The following is a 22,242-nucleotide window of genomic DNA, read 5'->3' as shown; positions in this document are numbered from 1 at the left end:
GTTTGGCACCAGTGCCATGCCCTCCGGGACCCTCTCCCGCCCATGGACCGACACGAACTCCGGCGGACGTGGGACGCCGTCGCCGACGACTACGCCAGGAACCGCCGGGCCGACGGGGAAGACGCTGCCCTGATCGACGAACTGCTGGCGGCGCTTCCTGCGGATGCGACCGTCCTCGACGTCGGCTGTGGGGATGGGATGCGCACGCTCGCGAACCTCACCGGGGTCGACCCGATCGGTCTCGACCTCTCGGGCCGCCAGCTCGAGCTGTCGGCGGCCAACGTCCCCGGCGCTCACCTCGTCCAGGGCGAGATGACGTCCCTCCCGATCGCGGCGGACTCGGTCGACGGGATCACGGCGTATCACGCCGTCTTCCACGTTCCCCGAGCGGACCACCCGGCCGTCTACGCGGAGTTCGCGCGTGTCCTCCGACCGGGCGGTCGGCTCCTCATGACGGTCGGCTCGAGCAGCTACGAAACGGTCCGGCGCGATTGGCTCGGAAGCGGCCGATCGATGTTCTTCAGCACGCACGGCCGGCTGCGGACCCGTAGAGCGCTCGAAACGGCCGGATTCGAGATCGTCTGGGAGCGCCGTGTCGACGATCCGCTCGGGAGTTCGGTCCCGTTCGTGATGGTCGAGTACCGGGGGTAGTTCGAACGCGGGCTGACAGCCGATCCCCTCCTCGGTTGTCGGGGTTCGTCACGATGGGGCTATCACTCTCTCTTTTGGCCGCTTGCTATAGTAGCAACTGAAAGTCATTGCACACCTGATCGCACGACAGCGTTGCGATCAGTGTGTAAATCGTTTCAGTTGCTACTATAGAGAGTCGACGTCGGTCACCGTCCGCTACCCGAACCTAAACTAATGGCCAAAACTAATATATTGGTGATCGTCTTCGATACAAATGCATGTCGGGAAAAAACAACTCGTGTTCCCGGCGTAGAGTGCTGAAAAAGACCGGCGTCGCCGTCACTGGAACTGTACTGGCTGGAAGTGCGGTCAGCGGGACGGCAACTGCCGGATCGTGGGACTCTCTCCCGTACGATACGGTCGAAGGGAGTCAGCAGGACAAGTATACGATCCAGTGGGAGAAAGACAAGCCGTTCAGTTCTGCCAAACTCGCTGGGACGACGACCGTCGACATCTTGGACGATGGGACGCAGGACGATGGCGGATACACCTACAAGTTCGGCGTCGCAACCCACGGTCTCGGACTCGACGAAGACGAGGGCGACAAGCAGAAAGCGATCTCCTCGCACGCGGTTAAAGTGTGGGAACATCCGAGTAGCACCGTCGATCAACAGACCGTTTACACCACGAACGACTCGGATGTGACCGGTGCGTGGGCCCACGGAAACGGCACCGAAATTCCGGATCCGGCCGTCGATACCATTCACACCGCCGTGTCGCTCGCCAACACGAAGTACGCGGTCGCGACTGGAGCCGCAACGATTACCGACAACATTCTGGACTACTTCACGAAGGGCTGTAACGAACGGGACGACTGCGTCCTGTTCGAGTGGGCTCCGTCGTCGCTCGGCGTCGACGAGGTAACCCACACGACGAAATTCAGGGTCGACGTTCCGGAAAGCGAGGTCGGATGCGCGTTGCTGCTTACGACTCATATCAATAACAGAGTCGTTATGTCGTTCGCCTTGACAGGTAACGGAGACAACGCCTTTATTACGCCGACGGAACCCCAACTCTGGTGACCAGCCCCTGATAGTCCCTCGTCGGCCGCTCTGGAAGGTTGCCGGTGCCAATACCGGCATCCCTACCGGTCCCGACGCCGGTTACCGCGGTTCGTACTATCGACCCATATTTCGGGCAGTGGGCTTGGCTCCGCTGTCGTGGCCGCGGATACGAAACTGCCCGGAACGAACGGAAAACGGCGAACGCCGACGCGGTCGTTCGACCGCTCAGGCCTGCCCGTTCAGCGTGATGTCGCTGATACCGATGATTCGTTCGTCGGCCTCGAGTTCCTCCTTGGCTTCGGCGGGGACCTCGCTGTCGACGTTGTAGACGGTCAGTGCCTCGCCGCCGATCGTTTCGCGGGCGTTGAACATGCCGGCGATGTTGACGTCGTGTTTGCCCATGACGCTCCCGATGAGACCGATGACGCCGGGTTCGTCCGTGTTCCGCGCGATGACCATCCGGCCGTGGGGGATGGCGTCGACGCGGTAGCCGTCGATACGGACGATGCGTGGATCGTCACCGGCAAAGAGGGTCCCGTCGACGGAGACCTCGTCGTCGCCGTTGCTGACGGTCACGGAGACCAGGCTCTGGAAGTCCTCGGCCTGTCGCGTCTTTGACTCGGTGACGTCGACGCCGCGATCCTCGGCGATCTGTGGGGCGTTGACCGCGTTGACCTGCCACTCGAGGGGTTCGAAGACGCCCTTGAGCGCGCTCGCGGTGACGAACTCCACGTCCTCGTCGGCGATGTCGCCCTCGTAGACGACCTCGATGTCTTCGATGCGGCCCTCGAGGAGTTGGGCGGCGACCTTGCCGGCGGTCTCCGCGAGGTCGATGTAGGGTTCGACGCGTGGGAACGCGCTCTCGTCGATCGACGGCGCGTTCAGGGCGTTCGCGACCGGTTCGCCCACCAGTGCGGCGTTGACCTGGTTAGCCGTCGAGGTGGCGACGTTCTCCTGTGCGGCCTCCGTCGAGGCACCGAGGTGGGGCGTGACGATGATGTCGTCGTGCTCGAGGAGCGGCGAGTCCGCCGGCAGGGGTTCCTCGGCGAAGACGTCGATCGCCGCCCCGGCGAGCGTTCCGTCCTCGACCTTGGCGGCCAGTGCGTCCTCGTCGACGACGCCACCGCGGGCGCAGTTGACCAGGTAGCCGTCGCCCAGTAGGTCGAGTTCGTCCTCGCTGATCAGCCCCTCCGTCTCCGGGGTGAGGGGGGTATGGACGGTGAGGAAGTCCGCGCGCTCGAGACACGGCTCGAACTCGACGAGTTCGGCACCGATGCGTTCGGCGCGCTCCTCGCTGATGTAGGGATCGTAGGCGACGATATCCATGCCCAGCGAGTCGAGCTTTTTGGCGACCTCCTGGCCGACGCGACCGAGTCCGACGACGCCCAGGGTCTTGCCGTTGAGTTCGGTCCCGAGATAGTCGCTTTTCGCCCACTCGCCGTTTTTCAGGCGGATGTGTGCCTGCGGGATGGATCGAGCGGTCGCGAACGTCATCGCGACGGTGTGTTCGGCGGCCGCCCGAACGTTCCCTTCGGGAGCGTTGGCGACGATGACACCGTGATCCTTCGCGGCGTCGATGTCGATGTTGTCGACGCCGATCCCGGCTCGACCGACGATAGCCAGTTCATCCGCGGCGTCGAGAACCTCCTCGGTGACGTCCGTCCCCGAGCGAACGATCAGCCCGTTGGCGTCGGAGACCGCCTCGAGGAGCGCATCGCCCTCGAGTTCGTAGCCCGTCTCGACTTCGTGGCCGGCGTCTCTGAGTACGTCCAGACCCGCATCCGCGATCGGATCCGTGACGAGAACCTTCATGCGCGAGACAACCGTGCGGAGCACGTAAACCCTTCCGTTGTGGTCGGGGCCGGCAAAAAATACCGGTGTCCCGCCCGTGCAGACGACGGTGCCGGGTGGCCGAGACGCGCCGTCCCCACGACGGTTTGCCCACTGACCGTTCTGCCCGTACGGCTCTCGCCCGAACGATGTCGATTTCGCCTCCCTGGCTCCTACACCCTGGGAACATTGAACAGTATTATCCGTCAACACGACGTCTCCCGAATCATGTACGATCGAATCCTACTGCCGACCGATGCGGAAGACGGGACGGAACTCGCGATCGAACACGCCATCGCCGTCGCCGAACAAACCGACGCGGAACTCCACCTGTTGTACGTCGTCGACAGCGACGTGTACAACACGTACAGCGGCGACGAGTACGTCCACGAGTTCGAAAGTCTCGAGGCGGCCCTCGAGCAGGTCGGCGAGGACGCGCTCGAATCGGCTTCCGAAGCGGCTCACGAGGCGGGTCTCGAGTCGACGACGGTCGTCCGGCACGGCTCCCCCCACGAGGAGATCCTCGACTACGCCGACGAGGCGGACGTCGACTTGCTCGTCATGGGATCGAAGGAGCGGTCCGGCGAGTATCGCCAGCTACTCGGCAGCGTCACGGATCGCGTTGCACGCCTCTCCTCGCGACCGGTAACGATCGTCAAGACGCCGGTCGAATCGAACTGATCCATCGGGACGGCGACTTATCGATCGACGGCCAGTAGTCGTGGGAGGCCGGCCACGGCGGCCCCGACGGCGACGAAGGCGAGCGCAGTGGTACCGATCGAGAGCACCGCGCCGAGATCGGTCGCGGCGGCGATCGTCGCTGCCTCGTCGGTGCCACTGGCTGTCCGTTCGGGCGTCCACTGGGCGATCATCGAGAGTCCGGTCATCAGGGCGACGTAGCTGCCGACCAGCGAGCCGAGTGCGAGACCGGCCGCTCGACGCGTCCGGAGGTGAACGTATCGGACGAGGAGGAAGCCGGCGGCTGCCAAGATGACGGGTGGAACCAGCGCGGTCACGTGTGAGGTGAGGCCCGTACTGATCGCGTACCCGACTGCCGCCTCGATCGGTTCGCCGCCCTCCTCGATCGTCACGCCGTGACTCGCCAGGCTGGTCAGCCCCGCGATCACGACGCGACTCGGGTCGGTCTCTCCGCCCGAGTACGCGCCCATCGCGTACATCGACCCGACGATCTGGTAGATCACGGCGAAGCAGACCGCGAACGCGCTCACACCGGCGACTGTACCGGCTTTCCAGCCGGCGACGATTGTGACCGGCCGATCGCTCTCTGCCGACTCGTCCCGATTGCCCTCGTCGTCACCGTCGGCATCGGTCCCGGTTGTCGATTCCTCCGCCTCGAGATCGGGTCCCTTGTCGTACTCGAATCGTCGATCGGGCGACATGTGTTCGGCAACGAAGGCGGGTCGATAATACGTTACGATCGCTCGAAGCGTGGAAGCAGCGCCGTGGCCGCCACGATGGGAAACCTGAACTGGTTTATCCGGGGACCGACAACCGGGGCACAATGACAGTCGTCGCTTTCGACTTCGATGGGACGCTTTCCGACTCGGAAATGACCGTACTGCTCGGCGATCGGCAGAGCGTCGCCGATGACATGGCGGAGATCACCGACCGCGCGATGAACGACGAAATCGGCTACGCCGAGAGCCTGCGCAAACGCGCGGCCCTGCTCGAGGGGCTTCCCCAGGCGGAGGCCGAGGCCGCCTTCGGCGAGGTCGTCCTTCGCGAGGGTGCCGCCGACCTCATCGCCGAACTCAACGATGCCGGCGTCACGACCGCCATCCTCACCGGCGGGTTCGAACGCGGCGTCGCGGCGGCCCTCGAGCGCGAGGACGTCTCCGTGGATCACATCGTCTCGAATCGGCTCCCGACGAACGGGGGCGAGTTGACGGGCGCAGTCGACGGTCCCCTGATCGAAGGCACCAAAGACGACGCACTCGAGGACCTCGCCGCCGACGTCGGCGTCGACCTCGCGGACACCGTGGCAGTCGGCGACGGTGCCAACGACCTGCCGATGCTCGAGGTCGCCGGCCTGGCGATCGGCTTCGAACCGAAACCGGCCGTCGAACCCCACTGTGACGTCGTCGTCACGTCGATGGCCGAGGCTCGCGAGACGCTGGTCGACGACGGCGTGCTCGCCGACCGTTGAGGCTGGCTCGGGTCGGTCCGGTTTGGCCCCGTAATCGCTGGTTGTGCTTATAGGACCCCGTCCTGTGGCTCGTGGTCTCCCGACCACTGCTCTGACCGTATCGTCCGTTTTCGGCAACTATCAGGCCCAATGACCGATTTCGAGACCAACGACGTTATTAACTCGTGACCGAGTAAGTTGTTTTGATGATGTGGCAAGACTTCGTATTCATGGTTGGAAGCGGCCTCTCGATCGTCTTTCTCGCGCCGACGTTGCGCGACTCGAGTGCGCGGGTTCCGCTCGGCACGAGCCTGCCGTCGATGGGGATCGGGTTCGTGTACGGACTGACCTTCTTTACGCTGGGGATGCGCTTCTCCGCGGCGGGTGCGGTCGCCGCAGGAACGATGTGGTCGCTGATCGCCCTGTTCCGCTCGCCACAGGGACTCTCGATCGCGCTGCTCGGGCGCGAAAACATCGCGCTGTTCGTCTCCGACGTGCAACACTGGCTCGCTCGCCGTCGCTCGGACCGTTCGTCCGTCGATCAGTACGTGACGGTCGATTCCAGCGACCTCTAGCGACCGTCAACCGATACGCACAGTAGTCTGGTCGCCGCCGCTTGCGACCAGATATCGACGGCCTCCGCTCTTCGGTGTGGACGAGAGCCTGACGAACTCGACCGTGGTTTGGAACGTCATGGTTCGGGACCGAACGGAGGGGAGCGACGATCAGACGGACGAGGACTCTTTTTGCTGCCACTCGAGGGCTTCCCTCACAGTTCTCCGGGCGGCAACGGAACCGTTCGACCGGTAGGGAGACGCGCCGATTCGGACTCGAGTCTCGGGGGCGTTAATCTCCTGTTGTGACGTTCGATCCGCACGAGCCACAGAACGACACGCCGGATCTGACGTCGGAGCCACAGTCGGGACAGGTCGCCGTCGCTGCCGCGTCGACGTTGCTCCCCCGATCGGGGAGTTCGTCTCCACACTCCGGACAGAACTCGAGGTTCGCTCGGACCGACTCCGAGCAGGACGGGCAGGTGACGTCGATCGTGGTCGCGGACTTGACCTGTCGGGTAATGATATCGGTAATCTCCTCGATGTTTCTATAGATCCGCTGCGCGATGAGAATCGTCGGAGCCAACGCCATCGCCAGGAAGACCACGTCGTACACCCACGGACCAGGGTCGGGAATCAGGAACGGCACGATGACTCCCTCAAGTCCGTTGTACGCGATAAGAATTCCCGCAAGGAACAGCGCGTACTTCACCGCTTCCGAGATGTCCATCACGATGTGGTCCGGCCCCGACAGCACGCGATTGAGTCGCGGCTCTATTTCGCGAGCGAAGCTCACGATGATCCCGACCATGACGAGCGAAATAATGGCACCCGCCAGCGCCCCGAAGGTGACCCTCGTGAGGCCGGGAATCTGCGTTTCGACTCCCGGTAAGTTCACGGCGATGAACCGGAGAACGAACAATCCGACCAGCGCAACGAGTAGTTTTACGATCGGCCTGGTCAACTCGTCTATAACCTCATCCGTTTCTGACATAGGCATGAGAAAAACTGATATGAATCTCACTTAAACATATTGGTCCAAATTACTGTAGTATAACGTTCATATAGTGGGTAAAAAACACTTCTGTGTGGGAGCAGATGGTCTTTTTGAAGCGATCACGAATGGTTATATGGCTTAGACGTTTCCGAAACGAGTACGCGTCACTCGGAAAAGAGACTCGTGTGAACCGGGGCGAACTCCCCCGTGTCGTCGGCTTCGGGAGCCGTATCGGTGATCGCACGGCCGGCGAGTCCCGCCTCGAGCAGGTCCGCGAGCGGCGGGCCGACCTTCTCGGGTTCGACGAGGAACGCGTCGTGGCCGTGGTCGGATTCGACGACGTGATGGGCGACGTCGACGCCTGCCTCACGGCTGGCCTCGGCCAGGGCTTCGGCCTGCTCGACGGTGAAGTGCCAGTCGCCGGTAAAGGAGAGAACGAGGAGTTCCCCCTCGAAGGCTGCCAGCGCGTCGGCGTCGGATTCGTACCCCGCCGACAGGTCGAAGTCGTCCATCGCGCGGGTCATGTAGAGATAGCTGTTCGCGTCGAATCGGTCGGTGAACTTGTCGGCTTGATAGTCCAGATAGGACTCGACCTCCCGATAGGGGAAGAAAGCGGCCGCGGGATCCGGCGGCTCCTCGCGGACCGCCTCTCGACCCGCAGAGCGCCGGCCGAACTTGCGCCCCATCGAGTCCTTCGAGAGATACATGATGTGGCCGATCTGGCGGGCTCGAGCCAGCCCTTCCTCGGGTTCCGGCCCGCCGTAGTAGTGGCCGCCGTTCCAGTTGGGGTCGCCCGTAATCGCTCGCTTGGCGACGGTATCGAGCGCGAGACACTGTGCGTCGAGTCGGGACGCGGTCGCGACCGCACCGGCGCGTTCGACGTCGTCGGGGAATCGGCGCAGCCAGTCGAGGACGTTCATCCCGCCGACGCTGCCGCCGACGACGGCGTGGAGTCGCCCGACGCCGAGTTCGTCCAGCAGCGACCGCTGGGCACGCGACCAGTCGCCGACCGTCACCGGGGGGAAGTCGGCCCCGTAGGGCTCGCCCGTTTCGGGGTTCTCGCTCGCGGGCCCCGTCGTTCCGTAGCACGATCCCGGCGCGTTCGCACAGACGACGTAGTACTCCGTCGTGTCGATGGCTTTCCCGGGGCCGACGACGTCGCCCCACCAGGCACGGGCCTGTCCCGCCGTGTCGCCGCCTGCATCCGGCCGGCGGGCGACGTGGGCGCTGCCGGTCAGCGCGTGACAGACCAACACCGCGTTGTCGCCGGTGAAGTCGCCGTACGTCTCGTATGCCACCTCGAGGTTCGGGATCGACTCTCCCGAGAGGAACTGGAACTCGCCGAGGTCGATCGTGTTCTTGGTCGTCACCGCGTCTCACCCGCCGATCGACAGGCCCGCGTCGCCGCGGCGATCGCTCCCTCGAGGTCGGCTAGAATGTCCTCGGGGTCCTCGATCCCGACGGACATCCGGATCAGATCGGCCGTGACGCCGGCCTCTTCGCGTTCCTCGGGCGAGAGCTGGCCGTGGGTCGTACTCGCGGGGTGGATGACGAGCGTCTTCGCGTCGCCGATGTTCGCGAGGAACTGGGCGAGTTCGACGTTCTCGCAGAAGGCTTTGCCCGCCTCGAACCCCTCTTCGAGTCCGAACGCGACCATCCCGCCGTAATCCTCGAGGTATCGCCGCGCGTTGTCGTGGGTCGGGTGGTCGGCGAGTCCCGGATACGTGACCCAGGCGACGTCCTCGTGGTCGTCGAGGTAGTCCGCGACGACCTGCGCGTTCTCGCAGTGTCGCTCGACGCGCAGGGGCATCGACTCGAGTCCCTGCAGGGTTTGCCAGGCGTCGAACGGCGACTGCTGGTTGCCCAGGCTGCGCAGCGAGCGGAACCTGGCCGTCGCGGCGAAGGGGGCCTCGGGGAAGTCCCGCGAGAAGTCGACATCGTGGTAGGCGTGGTTGGGCCCGGCAATCTCGTCGTAGCCGTGTTCGCCCCAGGGGAAGGAGCCGCCGTCGACGAGGACGCCGCCGACGGTCGTCCCGGAGCCGTGGAGCCACTTGGTCGTCGACTCCCAGACGACGTCGGCCCCGTGCTCGAGGGGGCGACAGAGCGCCGGCGTCGCAAAGGTGTTGTCCACGACCAGCGGCACGCCGTTCTCGTGGGCGATCTCGGCGACCCGCTCGAAGTCGGGCGTCACCAGCGAGGGGTTGCCGATCGTCTCGACGTGGACGAACGCGGTGTCCTCGTCGATGGCCGCCTCGTAGGCGTCGTACTCGAGGGTGGGGACGAATTTCGGTTCGATGTTCCGGCGCGTCGCCGTCTTCGAGAAGTAGGTGGTCGTCCCGCCGTAGGTGTCGGTCGAACAGACCACGTTGTCGCCCGCCTCGGCGAGGATCAGCACTGCGGAGTCCAGTGCGGCCATGCCGCTGCCCGTCGCGATCGCGCCCACACCGCCCTCGAGGTCGGCGAGGCGGTCCTCGAGGACCTTGACCGTCGGGTTGGCGATCCGGGAATAGATGTAGCCGTCGTCCTCGAGCGCGTAGCGGTCGGCGGCGGTGTCGGCGTCCTCGAAGACGTAGGAGGTCGTCTGATAGATCGGCGGTGCCATCGCACCGGTTTCCGGATCGGGGGACTGGCCGGCGTGGACGCTCCGCGTGCCGAGTCCACGCTCGCGGTCCCCGTCGTGCTCGTCGCTCGCGTCGTCGCTCATGTTTAGTATGCATACTTCTCCACGTTCATATGCGTCTCAGTAACGGCAAAAAACGTAGGCGAGAGAATGACATGCATGGATGCGTCCGCGGTTCCTCGAGCGGCGAGTTCGCCGGCGGGCTTCGTTTGCAGGCTCAACCCCTATCGTGAGAGGAGTGGGTCCTCGACACGTGCAGACAGTGTTCCACCTCATCGCCGACGACCCGACGCAACGAGAGACCGCGCTCACGATCGCCGAAAACCTCACGATGGACGACTCCGTCGAGATCGACGATATCGCGATCGTCGCCCAGGCCGAGGGGATCGAGCCGTTGACGGCCGGCGGCGACGGCAGCGACACGGTCGAATCCCTGCTCGAGACCGGCATCTCGGTCAAAGCCTGTGGCAACACGCTCGAGTTGAAGGACCTCGCGGAATCCGATCTCGTCGAGGGCGTCGAAACCGTTCCTTCCGGTGGCGGCGAACTCACTCGGCTCCAGAGCGAGGGGTACGCCTACATTCGTCCGTAGCAGTCCCGAACGCGGATCGGGATTTCGACGCGGCTGTCACCCCGTTCGGTACGCCTAGAGGGATCGAACGGCCGGTCCGACCGGTCGACGATTTCCCGACAGATGCAAGCACTCCCGTTTTTTCCGAATGGGGGCTACCGCGGTCGTGACGAACGTATGAGTGATACACCAACCGACACCGGCCGTGAGGCCCGGACCGACTACAACTCGCTCAACACGGACGCGATGCAGTGGGTGAGTGCCCTCGTCGCGCTGATCGGGCTCTCTCTCGTCGCCTCGCCGTTTCTCTTCCAGTCCACGGACGCGGCGGTCTGGAACGATACCCTGACCGGAACGGCGATCTTCCTGCTGGCCGGCTACAACTTCTCTCGGCTGTCGCGGGGTCGATTGGCGAGCGTCGGCGTCGCGTCGCTCGCCGTCGTGCTCGGCCTGTGGGCGCTCGTTTCGCCCTCCGTCATCGAGATGGGGAGCGCCCAACTCGCGACCGGGACCGCGATCTCCGGCGTGCTCGTGGCTTTCCTCTCGGCCTACAACGCCTACGCGAACAACAAAGCCGACACGCCCGAACGGACCCGCGCTCGAGCCTGATTGCTCCTGTTCTTCGCCCGCGAGGCGGCCCAGGGCTCGATGCTGCCCGAGTTCGTACTCGGTGATTGCCCCTCCCGTACTCGGTGACCTCCCGTCCCGTTCAGGTGTAGCAGCCGACGGCTTTCCGCTGAACGGTGCCGGGATCAGTGTGGGAACTCCGTTCGCTCCGACGGCGGACATCGGCACAGACAGGACGTCTACGTATCACCTCCGACCGACAACTGGCATGTGGTGGCGCGCGCCGTGCCGCGGTGAGCTACTGTGAACCGCGGCTCGAAGCCGTGCGAGGGACGAACGAGCACAGCGAGTGAGTCGGTTGGGGAGGGCGTGGCCACTCCCCGTTGCCACGATAGCAGGACCGCTCTAACAGGAGCTCTCTTCTGGTGGTCTTTCGCTTCGAACGGGCCGTTCCATTCCCGTGACTATCGGTCACGTGGTTCGTGGGCGATTTCGCCGACGACGACCGCGTGTCGGTAGCCGCGACCGGACTCGAGGCCCGATTCCGAGCCGACCGGCCGCCGATCGTGTCGACGGAGTGGTGTCAATCGAGTGGTGGTGTCGACGGTAGGGTGGTGTGTCGTCCGTTCGACGCGCACCGCCGACCGGTCGGCTACTCGGCGGGGCTCGAGCGCCGGGCCCCGCGTTACTCGCCGTTCTCGCAGCCGGTCTCGCGGTGGATGCCGCTGTCGCGCTCGCGGTGGATCAGCCCAGGTGCGACCGAACAGCCACAGGGCCTGACGACGCCGGTGTGAGGCCCGGTCGAGGTCAGCCCGGTAATCGGCTGGCCACAGCTGGGACACGAGAGCAGCGCCGAGTCGTCCACTCGGCCGTCGTCGTTTCGCGTCTCCTCGCTACACATCGCGATCGCACCTCCCGATCGAGAGCGTCGAGACTAGTCGCGTCGGGCGATTCCGTACTCGTGCGGGACGTTTATATCCCGGTAGAATCAACGTAATCATGGCAACCGGATCCCTCATCGGGGTTTGGAAGCCACGTCTCGGGTGCCACTACACCCGGGGCATTTCGATACAGCCCCCTTGTCGCTGGAGACCGGCTTCCGGTTTCCTATTTGACTCGTCGTGACTTATATCTACTGCTAATCGAACGTAACGAGGCCGGACCAGGTGCGCCCTCGAGACGACTTGCGAGCCGTGAAACCCGAACCCGGGGACCGACCGTCGGCGCTCGAGGGACTCGACGCGGCATCGATTCGCGTCCTAGAGCCAATTATCGGGGAGTTCGTCTCGGTGGTTCACCATCAACTCCAAGAGCGGCCTGATTTCGTCGAACTTCGGTCCCTTCGTCACCTCGTGAGTATCCCGGTCCCAGTTGATGAACCCGTAGTCTTCCAACAGCGGCAGATGCGTGTGTTCCATCTCGACGAGAAGTGCTTCCAGTTCCTCGTCGGTCGTTTCGGTATCGCCGATGTATAGTTTCGAGTCGTCCTCCGGATTGTGGTCTAACATATGGACTAACAACCGACGCCGTTGACCGTTCGAAAGTGATCGGAAAAACCGGTCGACCTTGGACATACTGGTAACCGTTCCCGAAGCCAGTTAACATGGCGATATATTCACTCGAATCTATTCTTTTGATTAACCGAGTGACAACGGCCCCGCTCACTCGTGCTCGACCGACTCGAGCATGGTCCGAACGAACCCGGATTCGGCCTCGAGTCCCTGTAGTTGCGGGTAGACCGCGACACAGATCGCGAAATCGTCGCCGTGGGCGACGGGTTCGCTGAGTGCCAGGAAGACGTCGAGCGTGGTCCCCGCAGTGATGAGCCGAGCGCTGGCCCGATACCGGGCGAGCGTCGTTTCGGTTCCCAGCACGACGACCGATTCCTCGTCGACGTACTCGACGTCCTCGAGGCGGTCGTACCGGTTCTGGATCAGTTCGACGAGGTCGTCGGTCGAGTAGTCGCCGACGGGATTGAACGTCTTCCCCAGCACCGACACCTGTGGCGTGGTCAACACGGAGACGACCGCCGCCTGAATGCGCGTCAGGCCGAGCGAATCGAGCGCGATCGCGCGGTCGTACTCGGCGTACCAGTTGCTGGCCTCGATCGAGCGCTCGATCCCGAACCGGCCGACGGTCCGTTCGACGACGACCTCCTCGACGGTGTGTTCGTCGTAGCCCGTCTCCTCGAGTGCCGCCGCCGGGACGGTCCCCGGCGTCGACGAGAGCGAGTCCCGAACCAGCCCGGTACAGCCGGCGACGACCCCGGTTCCTGTGGCCGCTCCCGCGGCGAGCAGCTGCCGACGCGTGAGTGTCATCGGTAGCGACAGGTCGTCGGGACGGGAAAACACGTCGATTTCGAGGCTATCAGTTCGTGACACTGACACCGTGGGCGAGAAACGGGATCGGCGTTCGATCGAGACGAACGAGTTGATACTTCCGGAGCACCAACGATCGGCCGTGCACTCGAGTGACCGTGATCGGGTCGTACTCGCCGCCCTCGTCTTCGCGGTGTTGTTCTCGCAAGTGCTGCTCTATCCGGGCGTCGCGACGCTCGTGGAGACGCTGGGGGCCGATGCGGCCACGTCCGCGTTCGCGGCGACGCCGCTCGATGCGAGCATGTGGTTTCTGGTCGCCGAATTCGCCGCCTACGTGACGTTCGTCGGCGTCTGGGGTATCGCGAGCGACGTGACCGGGCGGCGAACGCCGTTCATCGTCGTCGGATCCCTCGCCGGCGCGCTCGGTTACGGGACGCTCGCTGCCGTTCCGTCGGTCGGCTCGGTCAGCTTCGAGGGTGTCCTCCTCCTGCGCGTCTTCCAGGGGGCGATGACCATCGGCGCGTTCTCCCTCACGATGACGATGTTGATGGATCTCGAGGGTGGTCACGGCCGGAACATGGGTGCCGCGGGGATCGCTATCGGGCTCGGTGCCGCGCTCGGTGCGCCCGTCGGCGGGCAACTGACCGAACTCGACCCGCGTGCGCCGCTGGTCGTCGCCGCCGGCCTGCTCGTCTGTGTCGGCGGTCTCGTCTCGCTCGTCGGCGATCGAACTCCCGAGGAGAGTCGGACCGTCCGAGCGCTCGTCGACGGTGTTCGCCGACGGCCGGTGCTGTCGCTTCCGTACGCTTTCGGCTTCGTCGACCGACTCACCGCGGGCTTCTTTGCGCTCGTCGGGACGCTCTACTTTCAGGAGGCCTTCGACCTCGACGCCGGGATGACCGGGCTCTTGCTGGCGTGTTTTTTCGCTCCCTTCGCGTTGTTGCAGTATCCGATGGGGGCTCTCTCGGATCGGTTCGGCCGAACGGTCCCGATCGTCGTCGGCTCGGCGTGTTACGGCGGGGGAATCCTCCTCGTCGGGGCGTCGCCGTCGGTTCCGACCGCAGCGATCGCGATGATCGGCGTCGGGATCCTCGGCGCGCTCGTCGCCCCTGCGACGATGGCGCTGGTCACCGATCTCGCCGACGAGAGCGAGCGCGGAACTGCCATGGCCGGCTTCAACCTCGCCGGGAGCCTCGGATTCCTCTGTGGGTTCCTCGTCGGCGGCACGATCGCCGGCACCTACGGCTACGGACTCGCGTTCGTCGTCGTCGGCGGCCTCGAGATCGCGATCGCACTCGTCACGGTGCCGGCGTTTCTGCGCCTTTCCGTCGACCGCAACGAGGGGTTCCACGCGGGAGACCGTGGTGATGCCTGAGACGGTTTGCTGTCCCGATGTCCCGGTGGGACCGCAGGGCGGTCCCGGTCCCACCGGTACTGACGGACAGGAGACCGTATGAATCGCCGGATGCGGGAGCGACGGGGACTCGCACCGATGAGGCATATATTGTGTCATGTATTCACATAACATTGCACTGGTAGAAGGTATCAATTTTTATGTGCTCAGGCCCAACCTCCGGTGATGGCACGAGATAATGCGGTTTCGCGGCGGACAGCGCTGAAGCTCACGGGCGCAGCGGCATCGACGGCGCTCGTCGCTGGCTGTGGCGGGAGCGGTAACGGTGATGGCAACGGCAACGGTAACGGCAATGGCAACGGCAACGGCGGTGCAAGCGAGTACGAAGCCGAACCCGACGAGGAGATCCTGTTTAGCGCACAGACCAGCCACTGGGAGGGAGTGAGCCCGTCGGCGATCGAGGGCTCGGAGAACCCGACCATCATCCTCACGGAAGGTGAGGAGTACACGATGGGTTGGAACCAGGGCAACGGCCAGCCGCACAACTTCGAGATCGTCGACAGCGACGACAGCGTCGTCGGCGAACTCTCGACCGAACAGGTCTCCGAAGAAGAGCCGTCGGACCAGACGCTGACCTTCACGGCGAGCTCCGACATGGCCGAGTACGTCTGCCGTCCCCACCAGACGCAGATGCGGGGCACCATTCAGGTCGAATAACGGACTCGAGCACCCCGTCTCCGTTCGACGTTGGTATCGTCGATCGACGGACCCTATATCCGTGAGGGGGTTCGTCGGTCACCACGCGGGGATTTCGTTTTCCCACCTCGCGTTCGTCACGCTCGTAGTGACTACCGTCGATGGGCGGGTCGAGAACCGTTCGACTCAAAAAACGATTGATTTTATACTAACTCTCCGACTGGTATGCGTATATGTCCGGGACGGACGAGGACGTCGCTCGTCGAACAGTACTGAAACTCGCGAGCGTCGCGACGGCGAGTGCGGGACTCGCGGGGTGTCTCGAGGACGGCGGTGGGACCGACGAGCCAGCCACGACTCCCGAGGACGGACCCGACGACGAAGCCGAGGAGTCCCCACCGAGCGGGGACGAGAGCGACGAGGCTGACGATGGGGAATCGACGGCTGAACCCGACGACGAGGGCGAGTCGGGCGACGACAGCTCTCCTATCGAACCCGGAACGGAGATCCTGTTCAGTGCCCAGACCACCCATTGGGAGGGCCTCGAACCCGCCGCGATCGAGGGCCGGGAAAACCCGACGCTCGTTCTCGAGGCGGGTGCCGAGTACACGATCGGCTGGGCCGACGGCGACGGCCAGCCACATCACATCGAGATCCGTGACGACGACGATGCGGTAGTCGACGGACTCTCGACCGAGTTGAGCACCGAGACGCAGCCGTCGGAGCAGACGCTGACTATTACGGCCAGCGAGGAGATGAGCACGTACGTCTGTGATCCCCACGGACACCAGATGCGCGGGCAGATCGACGTTCGAAGCGACGACGCCGCGGAGACGGGATCGACGGACGAACCCGACGACGAAGGCGAGTCGGCGGCCGACGGCTATCACATCGAGCCCGGAACGGAGATCACGCTCAGCGGCCAGACGAGCCACTGGGAGGGGGTTACGCCGTCCGAGATCGAGGGTCGAGAAAACCCGACGCTCGTCCTCGAGGCGGATGCCGAGTACGCGATCGGCATGGTCGAGGGCAACGGCCAGCCACACAACGTCGGGATCAGAGGGGACGACGACGAGGTGGTCGATGGCCTCGAAACGGAACTCGTCGTGGAGCCGGAGGGCGACCGGCTCCTCGAGTTCACGGCGAGTAGCGAGATGGTCGCATACGTTTGCGACCCACATCAGACGACGATGCGGGGCACCCTCCGGGTCGAATAACGGATCCGTCCCCCGAGCCGGCGGCCGCCGGTAGCGGCGATTTCGGAACCGCACTCCTCACGGCTTCGACAGCCGGTCAGCCGGCCCGGTCCCGGTGTGGCATCAAAAGTACCATACCGTCTCGCTACGCAGTGGGCCGTACCGAGGTGGTTTGCGTGACCAAGAAACGAGAATACAAAGACAACTATCCCGACAAAACGCTGTATATTCCGGGCCCGACGGAGGTTCGCGACGACGTGATCGAGGCGATGGCCGAGCCGATGTTCGGCCACCGGATGGACCGAATGACGGACCTGTACACGACCATCGTCGAGGACACCAAGGAGTTCCTCGGCACCGACAACGAGGTGGTCATCCTGACGGGATCGGGCACCGAGTTCTGGGAGGCCTCGACGCTCAATCTCGTCGACGACAACATTCTCGTCCCGACCTGTGGCAGCTTCAGCGAGCGCCACGCCAACGTCGCCGAGCGACTGGGCAAGAACGTCGACAGGCTCGAGTACGAGTGGGGGCAGGCGATCAAGCCCGAGGACGTGCGCGACGCCATCGAGACCAGCGACACGCACTACGACGTCGTCACCTGCGTGATGAACGAGTCCTCGACCGGCGTCCGGAACCCGATCGAGGAGATCGGCGACGTCGTCGCCGACTACCCCGACACGTACTTCGTCGTCGACGCGGTCTCCTCGCTGGGCGGGGACTACGTCGACATCGACGACCACAACATCGACGTCATCTTCGCATCGAGCCAGAAGGCGTTCGCGATGCCGCCGGGGCTGGCAATCTGCGTCGTCAGCGACGACGCCTACGAGCGCGAACTCGAGAAGGACTCCGCGTCGTGGTATGGCGGCTTCCAGCGCACGATCGACTACTACGACCGGAAGGGCCAGACCCACTCCACGCCCGCGATCCCGATCATGCTGGCCTACCGCAAGCAGATGAAATACATGCTCGAGGAGGGCCACGACGCACGTGACCAGCGCCACCGCGAGATGGCCGAGTACGTCCGCGAGTGGGCCCACGAGCACTTCGACATGTTCCCCGAGGAGGGCTACGAGTCCCAGACGGTGGCGTGTATCGAAAACACGCAGGGGATCGACGTCGCCGAGACGATCGAGACCGTCTCCGAGGAGTACGGCATGGTCTTCTCGAACGGCTACGGCTCGCAACTCGGTGAGAAGACGTTCCGCATCGGTCACATGGGCGAACACGACCTCGAGTCGATCGAGGAACTGACCGACGCGATCGAGGACGTCGCCGGGCTGTAATCCGGCATTTGATATCTCGACTGATCGAACCGAAACGAACTAGTAGAGCGAAGCCGTCGATCGACGTACTGCTTTCTCGGTGATAGCCACGCAACTATCACTGGCCGATAGTACTGCTCGCAGAACGCCATCCGCAGCGAGGGGTGACGAGTGATGGAGCCAGTTCCGCTCAACGCCCTGCCGAAATACTCCGACTGGGCGGCGTATCTACTCGACCCGAGCGGGGAGCTGCCGAGTGACTCGACCGCCTACATCGGTACCGAAACCTACGAGGAGATCTACGCTCGTCTTCTCGAGAGCTACTGCGACCACCCGCTTCCCCCGATCGACGCGGTCAAAGAAATACGCTCGCACGGTCGTTCGGACGGCGATCTCGTCTCAGAGGACCAGGCTCTCTATCGAGTCGGAGTAGCCGAACTCGTCGAACGAGAGTACGACACAGTCCAGACGGCCCTCGAACCGCTCCTCGAGGGGGACGAAACGGTCCTGGATCTCGGATGCGGGTGGGGCTGGACGCTGGATGCGATCGCGTCTAAATTTCCCGGCGTCCGCGTCGTCGGCGGCGAGTACGTCCTGGCCGGCGTCGAATTCGCCCGCGAAGTGTTCGTCGACGGGCGCGATCGAGAGCGGATCGCGGTCGACCAGTTCGACTTCTTCGGCGAGTGGGAGATCGTTGACGCCGTCGATGGCAACTGTGTCGTCTTCACCAAGGGAACGCTGGTCACGCTCTCGGAGACGGAGTCGGTCGTCGAACGGCTCGAGACCCTCGCAGCCGAGCGATCGGTGACGGCCGGCGTTCACCTCGAGCAGGTGGGTCCGCACCCGGAGACCGTGTTCGGCCACCTTCGTCGCCGGTATTCACGAGAGCGAGGATACGAAGACGCCGTTCTCGACCAGCTTCGCAACTCTCCAGAACTGGACGTTATCGACGTCACCTACGACGTCCACGGTTCGAACCCGTTGCATCCGCTGACGCGGATTCGATGGCAGGCCCGGTGACTGACCGGGAGTGGTCGAATCGCGGCTGACTATTGTCGGCGAGCGAGCGGTTCGAAGAACCCGAGCGACGCCGTTCACCGCTCGCGCCCCAGGCGCGAGCGGGCCGACGACTGACTCGGAACGAACGGAGTGAGTGGAGAGGAAGGAGGAGTGCTTTTAGTCGAGTTTTTGCCGAGTGCGGTCGCGAAGCGACCGCACGCAGCGCAAAAAGTCGTTTTTATTGGATGTGGCCTTCTTCCCGGAGCTGATCGGCGTCGCTTTTCTCGTAGCGCCAGGTGATGTCGGCCTTTTCGTCCTGCCAGTCCCAGGGTTCGACGAGGACGACGTCGTCTTCCCGGATCCAGATGCGTTTTTGCATCTTGCCCGGAATGCGTGCGGTGCGTTCCGTCCCGTCGGCACAGCGTACTTTGACCCGATTCGCCCCGAGCATGTTCGTGACGGTCGCGAAGACCTCGTCGTCCTCGGGCATTCGGAGGTTCTTCCGACCGCCCTCGCCGTCGTCGCTCATGGCCGTCGATTGGCGTTCGAGGGGTTTAACACTTTACCGATTCGCTCGCCGAAACCGGGATCCGCCGCTGCGGTGTCCCGCCGTCGCGAGCCTCCGAAACCACGCCGTTTATTTCGCTTGGCTCTGCACCCGTGGGTATGTTACGAAACCTCGGCGCGCTCGGTATCGCGGGTCTTGTGATCCTGCTGGCCGGCATCGGGCTCATCGCGTACGCGGATCCGGTGATCGCCGCGGGGATGGCGCTCGTCATCGCCGGCCTCGGACTGGTCGTCAGGTCGCTGATCTCCGGCCTGCTCCAGAATTTCGGGATGTTTTGATTGTCTCCGGCAGGAGCCGTCTACAGCGGCTCAAGCGTTTTACCCCTGTAACTCGTTGTCTCCGTATGGGACGGACGCTTCACTACTACGACCTCGTGTTGGTCGCTATCGCCGCGAGTCTCGGAGCCGGTGCCGTCGTCGGGTACGCCACGACGATTCCGTATCCGGCCGCGATCGCCGCGCTGGGAATCGTCGCGATCGGCTTCATTGGCCACGCGCTGTTCGTCAACGGACCGGTCGACGATCCCGCGGATCTCACCGAGGAGGTCGCGCTCGAGGAGGTGCCGACGGCGCTGTCGCCGATACCGTCGGGGCCAGACGCGTAACTATCGTTTTCGCACGGACTGTCAGACTTCGTTGTCGCCGGCCCGGTGCTCGCTGATGAGCTGGTCGACCATCGCCGCTTTGCGGTCCCGTTTTCGGTCTTCGGCGCGTTCGCGCCAGTCGTCGATGGCCGCTTCGACGTCGTCTTCGCGAGCGACGGCGAGTTCGTCGACCTCCTGCATCGCGACGTCGTCGGCGGGACCGACCGGAATCTCGCTCTCGAAGAGGATCTCGTCGGCGATTTCGGAGAGGCCGCCGTCTTTGAGGATGACGCGAGGCTCGAACTCCGCCATGAGTTCGGCCGTGGATCGGCCCGCTCCGCTGGCATCCCGGATGTAGACCACGTCGCCGGCCGCGATCCCGTACTGATCGTCGGCCTCGCGGATCGCCCCTTTCGTGAACTTCTCGACGACTTTGACCGGGACCAGGCCCTCCTTTTCGGCGGACACGTCGCTGAAGTTCGAGTGATCGAGTTTCCAGAGGGCTTTCATCCGTTCGACCTTTCGCTCGAGGGTCTCGACGTCGTCCTGGGCTTCGTCGCGTTCGCGCTCGAGGCGGTTTGCCTTCCGTTCGAGGCGACTCACCTCGCGGTTCCGGCGGACCTCCTTGCGCTCCTCCCGGCGGGCGACGCCGAGTTCGGTCTCGAGTTCGTCGATGCGGTCGTCGCGGTCTTCGATGCGGCCCTCGAGGGTCTCGACGTGTGACTGGAGCCGTTCGACCTGTCGCTCCAGGTCCTTGATCCGTTTTTCCTCCTCGGTCAGTTCGCGTGGCTCGTGTTCGGTGGACTCCGATTCGGGCTCCTCGTCGTCGTCGAGGTCCCGGAGGACGGCTTCGACGCTTTCCTCGCCGGCGACGACGCGGGCAGTGACCTCGCCGCGATCGACACCCGGCGGGAGTTTGTCGGCGATGCGGTCGAATTGGTCCTCGTGGGCGTCGAGGGCGTACAGTGCGGCGGCCATCGCGTCGCGCTGGTGGTCGTCGTCGTAGGGATGGTCGCGCGTGCGATGTTGTTTCTCGTCGACCGGGAGGTCGCTCTCGGGTGTCCACCCCGCGGCGTCGAAGCTCCGGCGGAACTTCTCGACCGTTTCGGGGATCGGCGTCACGTCCGCCGCGACGATGATCGGCCGCCCGCGCTCGACGATCCACTCGATCACCCCGGCGGTGTCGCTGGTTCGCGAACTCCAGACGTCGAGCACCGTTCCCTCGAGGCCGACGATGGCGACGGCGGTCGTCGTTCCGGGGTCGATGCCGACGATGACGTGGTCGCGCCGTTTGACGAGCGGCTCGAACTCGATGCCGTCGCGGCGCTGACGTTCGATCTCGACGCGAACGTCGCCCGCCCGATTTCGGGAGACGGGGATGTCGCTGGGACGGGCGTGGACGGTGAAGACGGCGTTGGCGAAGCCGCCGTAGGATTCCCGCACGTCCTTCTCGTACTCGAGGTTGGCGTCCTCGAGTTCGGACTCGACCTCTCGGGCTCGCTTCCTGACCGAGCCGTGGATGCGGCGGGTGTAGCGGTCCTCGCTCCAGCCGCCGCTGCCCGTCGAGCGCCCGCGTGCGACCTTGACCTCCGTCGTGTCGGTAAAGGCCGAGACCTCGTGGCCGACGTTGTGGGCGGCCAGTCGGGCGGCGGCTTCGGCCTCCTGCATCGGTTCCTTCCCGTAGGGGACGTTGTGACGGTTCGCGACGCGAGAGAGGGGCTCGGGCTGTTCGGCACCCGTTACCTGGACGAGCTTCGTCCCGGCGGGGAGGGACCCGAGGAAGTGGATCAGCTGGTCCTTGTCGGCAGCCAGCTCGTACATGTTGTCCGTCGCGACGATCGCCGGCTCCTCGTCGTCGATCAGTCGCCGGAGTTTCCGATGGGTAACGACGTCCCTGGTGACGTCCTCGCCATCGAAGACGGCCAGTGCGTACGATGGTGCATCGCCGCGCACGTCACCGCTCTGAATATCGACACCGAAGACGACCGCATCGAGCGCACTCGTTCGCGTACTCACGGACGGTCATAGGTGCGAGTCGAGTATAAATCCGGCGCGCGTTCGGTTCCGGATCGGGCCAGGGACTCGCCGCCGTCCTCGAGGGAACGATGCCATGACGCGGTGCCATCGGCGGCGGCCGGATCGAGCGTTGCAGCCCGAACTTCGTCTCCCGAAATATCAACAATATTTCTTGTTCTGTCCGATTCAGGGATGGTGAACCGTGTCTGGTCGAATTGGAGCGATCAATAATCGCCCGACTGCGGCCGGATTGAGGTCGCGAGAC

At 64.4% G+C, this 22,242-nt stretch carries 24 protein-coding genes; 14 read left to right on the top strand and 10 right to left on the bottom strand.

Annotated features, from left to right (window positions below):
* Positions 1-42 precede the first annotated feature (42 nt).
* Together CP557_RS16000 and CP557_RS15995 are read left to right on the top strand one after the other, a co-directional pair.
* A complete protein-coding gene (locus CP557_RS16000; protein WP_097380820.1) occupies positions 43-651 on the top strand; it encodes a class I SAM-dependent methyltransferase in 609 nt (202 codons plus the stop codon).
* Between the two features lie 257 nt (positions 652-908).
* Complete coding sequence (locus tag CP557_RS15995; RefSeq protein ID WP_143825082.1) at positions 909-1,712, top strand: hypothetical protein; 804 nt, start codon at positions 909-911, stop codon at positions 1,710-1,712.
* Positions 1,713-1,919: 207 nt separating this feature from the next.
* Here CP557_RS15995 and serA read toward each other — a convergent pair whose 3' ends face one another.
* Positions 1,920-3,506, bottom strand: a complete 1,587-nt coding sequence (gene serA / locus CP557_RS15990) for a phosphoglycerate dehydrogenase (protein WP_097380818.1) — start codon at positions 3,504-3,506, stop codon at positions 1,920-1,922.
* 246 nt (positions 3,507-3,752) lie between these two features.
* Here serA and CP557_RS15985 point away from each other — a divergent pair, with 246 nt between their 5' ends.
* Complete coding sequence (locus tag CP557_RS15985) at positions 3,753-4,205, top strand: universal stress protein (RefSeq protein WP_097380817.1); 453 nt, start codon at positions 3,753-3,755, stop codon at positions 4,203-4,205.
* 17 nt (positions 4,206-4,222) lie between these two features.
* Here CP557_RS15985 and CP557_RS15980 read toward each other — a convergent pair whose 3' ends face one another.
* Positions 4,223-4,924 carry a hypothetical protein gene (locus CP557_RS15980; RefSeq protein ID WP_097380816.1) on the bottom strand — a complete coding sequence of 234 codons (702 nt, stop codon included), beginning with the start codon at positions 4,922-4,924 and terminating at the stop codon, positions 4,223-4,225.
* 122 nt (positions 4,925-5,046) lie between these two features.
* Here CP557_RS15980 and serB point away from each other — a divergent pair, with 122 nt between their 5' ends.
* On the top strand, positions 5,047-5,691 hold the full coding sequence (gene serB, locus CP557_RS15975; RefSeq protein ID WP_097380815.1) for a phosphoserine phosphatase SerB: 645 nt from the start codon (positions 5,047-5,049) through the stop codon (positions 5,689-5,691).
* A 185-nt stretch (positions 5,692-5,876) separates the two neighbouring features.
* The gene (locus CP557_RS15970) at positions 5,877-6,245 is read left to right on the top strand and encodes a hypothetical protein (RefSeq protein WP_097380814.1); all 369 of its coding nucleotides are present in this window, start codon (positions 5,877-5,879) and stop codon (positions 6,243-6,245) included.
* A gap of 271 nt (positions 6,246-6,516) precedes the next feature.
* On the opposite strand, the gene CP557_RS15965 is transcribed toward CP557_RS15970, so the two are convergent.
* The 3 genes from CP557_RS15965 to CP557_RS15955 form a co-directional block, all read right to left on the bottom strand.
* On the bottom strand, positions 6,517-7,218 hold the full coding sequence (locus CP557_RS15965) for a zinc ribbon domain-containing protein (RefSeq protein ID WP_169924396.1): 702 nt from the start codon (positions 7,216-7,218) through the stop codon (positions 6,517-6,519).
* A 167-nt stretch (positions 7,219-7,385) separates the two neighbouring features.
* Positions 7,386-8,591, bottom strand: coding sequence for a homoserine O-acetyltransferase MetX (metX, locus tag CP557_RS15960; RefSeq protein ID WP_097380812.1), 1,206 nt, complete (start codon positions 8,589-8,591; stop codon positions 7,386-7,388).
* Positions 8,588-9,925, bottom strand: coding sequence for an O-acetylhomoserine aminocarboxypropyltransferase/cysteine synthase family protein (locus tag CP557_RS15955; RefSeq protein ID WP_097380811.1), 1,338 nt, complete (start codon positions 9,923-9,925; stop codon positions 8,588-8,590). Before CP557_RS15955 ends, metX begins: the two co-directional genes overlap by 4 nt.
* Positions 9,926-10,094: 169 nt before the next feature.
* Between CP557_RS15955 and CP557_RS15950 the strand changes: the two genes are divergently transcribed.
* A complete protein-coding gene (locus CP557_RS15950) occupies positions 10,095-10,433 on the top strand; it encodes a DsrE family protein (protein WP_097380810.1) in 339 nt (112 codons plus the stop codon).
* A 156-nt stretch (positions 10,434-10,589) separates the two neighbouring features.
* The gene (locus CP557_RS15945; protein WP_097381679.1) at positions 10,590-11,021 is read left to right on the top strand and encodes an SPW repeat domain-containing protein; all 432 of its coding nucleotides are present in this window, start codon (positions 10,590-10,592) and stop codon (positions 11,019-11,021) included.
* A gap of 643 nt (positions 11,022-11,664) precedes the next feature.
* Here CP557_RS15945 and CP557_RS15940 read toward each other — a convergent pair.
* From CP557_RS15940 to CP557_RS15930, 3 genes are all read right to left on the bottom strand, one after another.
* Positions 11,665-11,880, bottom strand: a complete 216-nt coding sequence (locus CP557_RS15940) for a hypothetical protein (RefSeq protein ID WP_097380809.1) — start codon at positions 11,878-11,880, stop codon at positions 11,665-11,667.
* A 358-nt stretch (positions 11,881-12,238) separates the two neighbouring features.
* Positions 12,239-12,553 (bottom strand): DUF7344 domain-containing protein, encoded by a 315-nt coding sequence (locus CP557_RS15935; protein ID WP_449406605.1) that lies wholly within the window; start codon positions 12,551-12,553, stop codon positions 12,239-12,241.
* A gap of 87 nt (positions 12,554-12,640) precedes the next feature.
* Complete coding sequence (locus CP557_RS15930; protein ID WP_097381678.1) at positions 12,641-13,297, bottom strand: DUF6517 family protein; 657 nt, start codon at positions 13,295-13,297, stop codon at positions 12,641-12,643.
* A gap of 142 nt (positions 13,298-13,439) precedes the next feature.
* Here CP557_RS15930 and CP557_RS15925 point away from each other — a divergent pair, with 142 nt between their 5' ends.
* From CP557_RS15925 to CP557_RS22815, 5 genes are all read left to right on the top strand, one after another.
* Entirely contained in the window at positions 13,440-14,672 is a 1,233-nt protein-coding gene (locus CP557_RS15925) for an MFS transporter (RefSeq protein WP_097381677.1), read from the top strand.
* 204 nt (positions 14,673-14,876) lie between these two features.
* A complete protein-coding gene (locus CP557_RS15920) occupies positions 14,877-15,368 on the top strand; it encodes a plastocyanin/azurin family copper-binding protein (protein WP_097380807.1) in 492 nt (163 codons plus the stop codon).
* A gap of 212 nt (positions 15,369-15,580) precedes the next feature.
* Entirely contained in the window at positions 15,581-16,564 is a 984-nt protein-coding gene (locus CP557_RS22225) for a plastocyanin/azurin family copper-binding protein (protein ID WP_143825081.1), read from the top strand.
* A gap of 155 nt (positions 16,565-16,719) precedes the next feature.
* Positions 16,720-17,832 (top strand): pyridoxal-phosphate-dependent aminotransferase family protein, encoded by a 1,113-nt coding sequence (locus CP557_RS15910; RefSeq protein WP_097380806.1) that lies wholly within the window; start codon positions 16,720-16,722, stop codon positions 17,830-17,832.
* Between the two features lie 153 nt (positions 17,833-17,985).
* Positions 17,986-18,831 carry a class I SAM-dependent methyltransferase gene (locus tag CP557_RS22815; RefSeq protein WP_211290222.1) on the top strand — a complete coding sequence of 282 codons (846 nt, stop codon included), beginning with the start codon at positions 17,986-17,988 and terminating at the stop codon, positions 18,829-18,831.
* A 217-nt stretch (positions 18,832-19,048) separates the two neighbouring features.
* On the opposite strand, the gene eif1A is transcribed toward CP557_RS22815, so the two are convergent.
* Positions 19,049-19,339, bottom strand: coding sequence for a translation initiation factor eIF-1A (gene eif1A, locus CP557_RS15900; protein ID WP_097380805.1), 291 nt, complete (start codon positions 19,337-19,339; stop codon positions 19,049-19,051).
* A 137-nt stretch (positions 19,340-19,476) separates the two neighbouring features.
* Here eif1A and CP557_RS15895 point away from each other — a divergent pair, with 137 nt between their 5' ends.
* Positions 19,477-19,656: a DUF7470 family protein gene (locus tag CP557_RS15895; protein ID WP_097380804.1), complete on the top strand. Its 180-nt coding sequence runs from the start codon at positions 19,477-19,479 to the stop codon at positions 19,654-19,656.
* Between the two features lie 65 nt (positions 19,657-19,721).
* Complete coding sequence (locus CP557_RS15890; RefSeq protein WP_097380803.1) at positions 19,722-19,982, top strand: hypothetical protein; 261 nt, start codon at positions 19,722-19,724, stop codon at positions 19,980-19,982.
* Positions 19,983-20,003: 21 nt separating this feature from the next.
* Here CP557_RS15890 and CP557_RS15885 read toward each other — a convergent pair whose 3' ends face one another.
* Positions 20,004-21,977: a DUF460 domain-containing protein gene (locus CP557_RS15885; RefSeq protein ID WP_097380802.1), complete on the bottom strand. Its 1,974-nt coding sequence runs from the start codon at positions 21,975-21,977 to the stop codon at positions 20,004-20,006.
* Between the last annotated feature and the right edge of the window lie 265 nt (positions 21,978-22,242).

Source organism: Natrinema ejinorense (assembly GCF_002494345.1).
Classification (GTDB): domain Archaea; phylum Halobacteriota; class Halobacteria; order Halobacteriales; family Natrialbaceae; genus Natrinema; species Natrinema longum.
This window is presented reverse-complemented; position numbering and strand designations above follow the sequence as displayed.

Bases quoted from the DNA above. Each gene is read 5' to 3' on its own strand.
- CP557_RS16000 (WP_097380820.1), top strand. From the start codon at position 43: ATGGACCGACACGAACTCCGGCGGACGTGGGACGCCGTCGCCGACGAC.
- CP557_RS15995 (WP_143825082.1), top strand. From the start codon at position 909: ATGTCGGGAAAAAACAACTCGTGTTCCCGGCGTAGAGTGCTGAAAAAG.
- serA (WP_097380818.1), bottom strand. From the start codon at position 3,506: ATGAAGGTTCTCGTCACGGATCCGATCGCGGATGCGGGTCTGGACGTA.
- CP557_RS15985 (WP_097380817.1), top strand. From the start codon at position 3,753: ATGTACGATCGAATCCTACTGCCGACCGATGCGGAAGACGGGACGGAA.
- CP557_RS15980 (WP_097380816.1), bottom strand. From the start codon at position 4,924: ATGTCGCCCGATCGACGATTCGAGTACGACAAGGGACCCGATCTCGAG.
- serB (WP_097380815.1), top strand. From the start codon at position 5,047: ATGACAGTCGTCGCTTTCGACTTCGATGGGACGCTTTCCGACTCGGAA.
- CP557_RS15970 (WP_097380814.1), top strand. From the start codon at position 5,877: ATGATGTGGCAAGACTTCGTATTCATGGTTGGAAGCGGCCTCTCGATC.
- CP557_RS15965 (WP_169924396.1), bottom strand. From the start codon at position 7,218: ATGTCAGAAACGGATGAGGTTATAGACGAGTTGACCAGGCCGATCGTA.
- CP557_RS15955 (WP_097380811.1), bottom strand. From the start codon at position 9,925: ATGAGCGACGACGCGAGCGACGAGCACGACGGGGACCGCGAGCGTGGA.
- CP557_RS15945 (WP_097381679.1), top strand. From the start codon at position 10,590: ATGAGTGATACACCAACCGACACCGGCCGTGAGGCCCGGACCGACTAC.
- CP557_RS15940 (WP_097380809.1), bottom strand. From the start codon at position 11,880: ATGTGTAGCGAGGAGACGCGAAACGACGACGGCCGAGTGGACGACTCG.
- CP557_RS15935 (WP_449406605.1), bottom strand. From the start codon at position 12,553: ATGTCCAAGGTCGACCGGTTTTTCCGATCACTTTCGAACGGTCAACGG.
- CP557_RS15930 (WP_097381678.1), bottom strand. From the start codon at position 13,297: ATGACACTCACGCGTCGGCAGCTGCTCGCCGCGGGAGCGGCCACAGGA.
- CP557_RS15920 (WP_097380807.1), top strand. From the start codon at position 14,877: ATGGCACGAGATAATGCGGTTTCGCGGCGGACAGCGCTGAAGCTCACG.
- CP557_RS22225 (WP_143825081.1), top strand. From the start codon at position 15,581: ATGTCCGGGACGGACGAGGACGTCGCTCGTCGAACAGTACTGAAACTC.
- CP557_RS22815 (WP_211290222.1), top strand. From the start codon at position 17,986: ATGGAGCCAGTTCCGCTCAACGCCCTGCCGAAATACTCCGACTGGGCG.
- eif1A (WP_097380805.1), bottom strand. From the start codon at position 19,339: ATGAGCGACGACGGCGAGGGCGGTCGGAAGAACCTCCGAATGCCCGAG.
- CP557_RS15895 (WP_097380804.1), top strand. From the start codon at position 19,477: ATGTTACGAAACCTCGGCGCGCTCGGTATCGCGGGTCTTGTGATCCTG.
- CP557_RS15890 (WP_097380803.1), top strand. From the start codon at position 19,722: ATGGGACGGACGCTTCACTACTACGACCTCGTGTTGGTCGCTATCGCC.